Annotated in this window: 7 protein-coding genes; 5 read left to right on the top strand and 2 right to left on the bottom strand. The window is 25.6% G+C overall.

Annotated features, from left to right (window positions below):
• Positions 1–44: 44 nt before the first annotated feature.
• From NSA58_RS16130 to NSA58_RS16120, 3 genes are read left to right on the top strand one after another with little or no spacing between them, the layout of a single operon-like run.
• Positions 45–884 carry a DUF5685 family protein gene (locus NSA58_RS16130; RefSeq protein ID WP_039677864.1) on the top strand — a complete coding sequence of 280 codons (840 nt, stop codon included), beginning with the start codon at positions 45–47 and terminating at the stop codon, positions 882–884.
• Complete coding sequence (locus NSA58_RS16125) at positions 874–1,296, top strand: tetratricopeptide repeat protein (RefSeq protein ID WP_079764879.1); 423 nt, start codon at positions 874–876, stop codon at positions 1,294–1,296. Before NSA58_RS16130 ends, NSA58_RS16125 begins: the two co-directional genes overlap by 11 nt.
• 16 nt (positions 1,297–1,312) lie before the next feature.
• Complete coding sequence (locus NSA58_RS16120) at positions 1,313–1,801, top strand: ECF transporter S component (RefSeq protein WP_039677863.1); 489 nt, start codon at positions 1,313–1,315, stop codon at positions 1,799–1,801.
• Positions 1,802–1,850: 49 nt separating this feature from the next.
• On the opposite strand, the gene NSA58_RS16115 is transcribed toward NSA58_RS16120, so the two are convergent.
• On the bottom strand, positions 1,851–2,630 hold the full coding sequence (locus NSA58_RS16115) for a hypothetical protein (RefSeq protein WP_039677862.1): 780 nt from the start codon (positions 2,628–2,630) through the stop codon (positions 1,851–1,853).
• A gap of 27 nt (positions 2,631–2,657) precedes the next feature.
• On the bottom strand, positions 2,658–3,392 hold the full coding sequence (locus tag NSA58_RS16110; protein ID WP_039677861.1) for an HAD family hydrolase: 735 nt from the start codon (positions 3,390–3,392) through the stop codon (positions 2,658–2,660).
• 133 nt (positions 3,393–3,525) lie between these two features.
• On the opposite strand from NSA58_RS16110, the gene NSA58_RS16105 reads away from it, so the two are divergent.
• Both NSA58_RS16105 and NSA58_RS16100 read left to right on the top strand, forming a co-directional pair.
• Complete coding sequence (locus NSA58_RS16105; protein WP_039677860.1) at positions 3,526–4,608, top strand: hypothetical protein; 1,083 nt, start codon at positions 3,526–3,528, stop codon at positions 4,606–4,608.
• A gap of 121 nt (positions 4,609–4,729) precedes the next feature.
• On the top strand, positions 4,730–4,858 hold the full coding sequence (locus NSA58_RS16100; protein ID WP_257560677.1) for a hypothetical protein: 129 nt from the start codon (positions 4,730–4,732) through the stop codon (positions 4,856–4,858).
• Positions 4,859–4,946 lie beyond the last annotated feature (88 nt).

The raw sequence follows: 4,946 nt of genomic DNA, 5'->3' as shown, positions 1-4,946 counted from the left end.
TATATAATTAATTTATAGCTATATATAATAGGAAGGAAATGATTATGTTTGGATATGTAAGAATAAACAAAATGGACTTGACCTTTAGGGAATTTGAATATTATAAAGGATACTATTGCGGACTATGTAAATACTTGAAAGAGAATCATGGGGAAATATCTAGACTGGGTTTAAACTACGATATTACTTTTTTGATAGTGATTCTTACAGCTATTTATAAACCGAAAACTAGTATCACAGAAGAAGTTTGTATAGTTAGTCCATTTAAAAAGAAGAAAAAAATCATAAATGAAATAACAGAATATGCAGCTAGTATGAATATATTATTAACATATTATAAATTAGAAGATAATTTACTAGATGATAAAGGAATAAAGGATATTTTAGCTTATAATATTTATAAGGGTAAACTTAAATTAGCACATGAAAAATATCCTCATAAATCAAATATTATAAAAGAACAAATGAATTTACTTAATAAATTAGAAAAAGAAGAAAACTGTAATATAGATAAGGTATCTAATACATTTGGGGAACTTATGGGAGAAATTTTTTCTTATAGAAATGATGAGTATGAAGAAGATTTAAGAAGAATCGGCTTTAATATAGGGAAATATATCTATATATTAGATGCTTATGAAGATTTAGAGGAAGATTATAAAAAAGGAAGATATAATCCATATATAGAATATATAAATAAAAAGGAAGAATTAAAATTAAAAGTTGATAAATTAATTAGTATATCTCTAGGATTATTAGCATCGTCAATTGATAACTTAAATTTACAACTAAATAGAGGGATTATAGAAAATATAGTTTATTCAGGTGTATATTTAAGGTATAAAAATATATTAGAAAAAGGATGTGGAAATAATGTACAGTAATGTTTATGAAAATGACTGTTTTATGAAAGCAAGGACGTTAATTGAAAATAAAGAATTTAAAAAAGCATATAGTTTTTTACAAAGCATAAATGAAAAATGCAGTGAATGGTATTACTTAACAGGATTGTCTGCTATGAATATTGGATATTATGAAGAAGGAGAAGATTTTTTAAAAAGAGCTAAGTTTATGGATCCTAATAATAAGGAATATGCTTATGCTTATAGTAGATACAATAACTATAGAGATGATTACGACAGACGTTCTTATAATTACAACAGAAATAGAAGATATGACTCAAATGGATGTTGCTGTTGTTGTTGTGATGATGATTGTTGCAGTAATTTATGTACTTTGTTTGTATGTGACTCATGCTGCGAATGTTGTGGAGGAGATTTATGTACTTGTTTTTAGGAGATGATAAATAGTCATGAGTAGAAAAATTGCCTATAGTGGAATATTATTGGCTTTAAATATTATTTTATTGATATTAGTTAACATAATACCTATGAATACTTTATTCCTTTTAGGTTTGGCATCTCTACCAATAGCTATTGTAATTATGGAATATGGACCTAAAGCAGGTATTCTATTTTATATAGGATCTGTTTTGTTGAGTTTTATGATTATGGTCAATAAAGCCCAATGGATATTATATGTTTTTACATTTGGTATTTATGGTTTGGTAAAGTATATAATAGAAAAGGATAGAAGTTTTGTTCAAGAGTATCTATTGAAACTTTTAGTAGCGAATATATTAATAATACTTGCATATATAATTTTAAAGGGATTTGTATATATTCCAATTAATATTTTTTTTATATTAATATTTGAAATATCTTTTATAATTTATGATTTTGTATATTCGCAGTTTATAGACTTTTATAATGATAAGCTTAGAAGATTTGTAAAAAGATAAATAAAGGAGACTATTAAGTGATTTAATCACTTTGTAGTCTCCTTTAATATTATAAATTAAAATGTTTTATTTGAGATTCATTTAACCCTTCATCACAAGAAGGACAATTATATGTTTTTTGTTTAGCCATAAATTTACTATCATCCTCATTAAATGTCATCTTTACTTTTTCAGTAATTCCTATTTGAGTTAAATCTTTTCCACATTTTTTACAATTATGAATAGAACAAATATTTTCTAATAACTCCGTTGTAGTATTATCAACAATTTTATTACAACTATTACAGAAAACTCGACTATCTTTTTTTCTGCTTAACTCCTCTGATTTACTTTTGCTTTGAGAAAAAGCAAAGTTTATTTCTTCATATACCTTATAACCTGATTTAAGTATATTTGAATTACAATGTGGGCAAAGAAAAACAGGGAAGTAATCTTTATTATTTTCTTCTTTTTTTGCATCTATTGGATCATATGTGTTTTTTTCTTCACTGCTTTGAGATGATTTATATTCTCCGCTTAAGTAAGCGTAAACATCATCATTTTTGTAATCTCTTGATACAGCTAAAAGATGTTCCTTAATAGACGAATAACTTTTATTTTTAGATGGAATATTTAAGTCGACAATATCATTATCTATTGCGTATTTTATTATAGATGCATAGTTAAACTTAGCTGCATAAAAAAGAACCATCTCATCTAAAATTTCTTCACCTACTTTATCTGAAAAATCAATCCAGATTTCAGGAGATTCTAAGTATAATTTTTTACTTATATTATCTAAGTCATTACTTATATCGCTAAAGCTTAGTGTTTTTTCTTTGGTCTTCAAAATATCATCCTCCGTACAAATAATATATTATAATCCTATATCAAGTCTTTTTACATTGCAATCTAAAGAATATATAATATCTTTTCTTTCTACAATTATTTGAGATTTATTATATAGAGTTTCATCTTCTATCATACGAGTTACTAATTCGTTAGTTGGATTAATGGCAACTGGATTACCTACACGTTTAAGCATATTAATATCTCCATTAGTATCTCCATAAGCATAAGACTGGCTTAAATCTATATCATATTTTTCAACAAAGCTATCTATAGCGACATTTTTACTTTTTGAATCCCACATAGGAATTACCGTTCCGTTGAATTTTCCGTCTTCAAATATATAGTCACTGCCTACATAATCTGTGGCTCCATATTTTTTAGCCATTTTTTCAACTAAGAAATTTGGACTACCAGAAATAAATATAACTTTATGACCATTATCTAAATGCCATTTAATTCTTGAACGAGTATATTTATAAACACGTTCTGCTTTTAATGCAATAACTTGATCACTAGTAAAATCTATACAAGACTTATCTACATGTTGTAGAGACTTAACATATAAATCACATATTTCATCTAAGTAATCGTCATAATTTCCTTGTCTTTTATCCCAATCTAAGAAAGTGTCTCTAGCATGGGCAACCCAAGCCTTTTGATCTACAATTTCGTATTTAATAAGCTTTTTAAAATGTTCCACCATTAGGGAGTCTCTATAAATAGTTCCGTCAATATCAAAAAAAGCTCCTATATTTTTCATTGAATCACCTCATCTAAGTATTTACTTTATTATATTATAAAATTCGATTTTGTTGTAAACTATAATCATAAATAGAAAATAAAAATGAATTTTAACTATTTAGTGATTATTAAAGTATTAAGGACGTGATTTTATGAGATTTAACTATGCCAAAATAACAAAATCTAGGCTTATGGGAAGTATGGGCCTTACTATTAAATATGAGGAAAATAATAATAATATATACCAATATTTTTTATTAGATGGAGAAGGGTTAGGAATTGCTGACTATGTTAGTTTAAAAAATCCAACATCAAAAGAAGCTTGCAACGAAGAAGAAAGACTTATGGGAGGTCTAGGAGAGAACAAAATATTAGTAAAAGAAGAAGTGGCTTTATTCTTAATAAATCATTTTGGTAATAAAAATCTAGAGTATGGGAAAGAGTTACCGGGAGATACTGAGGAGTATATGGATATAATAACGAATTACAAAAGTAATTTAACTCTAGATAAAGTTTATCCAATCATAAGCAAAAAGGTTGATAATGAAGTTGAATTTATAAATTATATGACTATGAGGTTTATAGCTAGAGATAGAGAAAGTTTAAAATACTTTTCTGGTAGTGAAGAAATATCAAACAATCATATAACTAAAATTAACGGAACCCTTTTAAAAAATAAAGTGATTAAAAGAAGTGAAGAAGTGTACATTAGTGAAGCTTTATATGAGGATGAAGATGGATATTACACTTGCAAAATAGCTTTTAATATATGTAAAGAAAAAGATAATTTTAAAATTAAATCTTTACTAGTTACAGATAAAGAACCTGTATATGATTTTGAGGTTTTTGATGAAATATCAAAATCTGAATTTATAGATGTTTACAAGTTAAAAAATAAGGATGAATTTCTAATGGAATTTTATAATGATAACCCATTTATGTTAAAGAGTGAAATGGAAGAAGGGGTATTTTTTACTAGATTTAATTTTAATAATGATCATGTAAAAAGCGATATTTATGTAATAAATAATGATATTAAATCAATATACTATCAGTTAGGAGATGAGTTTTTTGTAGGGACTTATTCTGAGAGAGATAGAAAGTATATAAATAAGTTGTTAATAACTAAGTATAAAGAATATTTAAGTGTGGATGAAAGTTATTTTTTTGAAGAAAATGTTCTTTATGATTTTGTAGAGTCTGGTTCAGATGACTTTGAAGATTTTTTAGATTAAGATTACATAAACATAATATAGTTGTAAGGTAAATCCATATGTGTTTTTTATAGAATGCTGTAGAATAAGAACATAACTTGTTAAAGCAAAATATCTCATAAATATGGAAGGGGTCATAGATATGAAAAAGACATCTATAAAGAACAAAGGAATAATATCTAATTCTATAACAGTAATGGAAGTTATAATTGAAGTTGTATTTGGCGTATATTTTAGTAAAAAAATATCGTCATCTAATAATTATTGTTAAATATGAGATTTATAATAAATATAAAAAGGGGCTTTTCTAGAATCAATCTAGAGAAGCTTTTTTATGTTGAAATTAAATATTCATATTG

Origin of the sequence: Terrisporobacter muris, assembly GCF_024621905.1 — a bacterium.
Taxonomy (GTDB): domain Bacteria; phylum Bacillota; class Clostridia; order Peptostreptococcales; family Peptostreptococcaceae; genus Terrisporobacter; species Terrisporobacter muris.
Note: the sequence above shows the minus strand (reverse complement) of the source record. Positions and strands in the feature narration are given on the sequence as shown.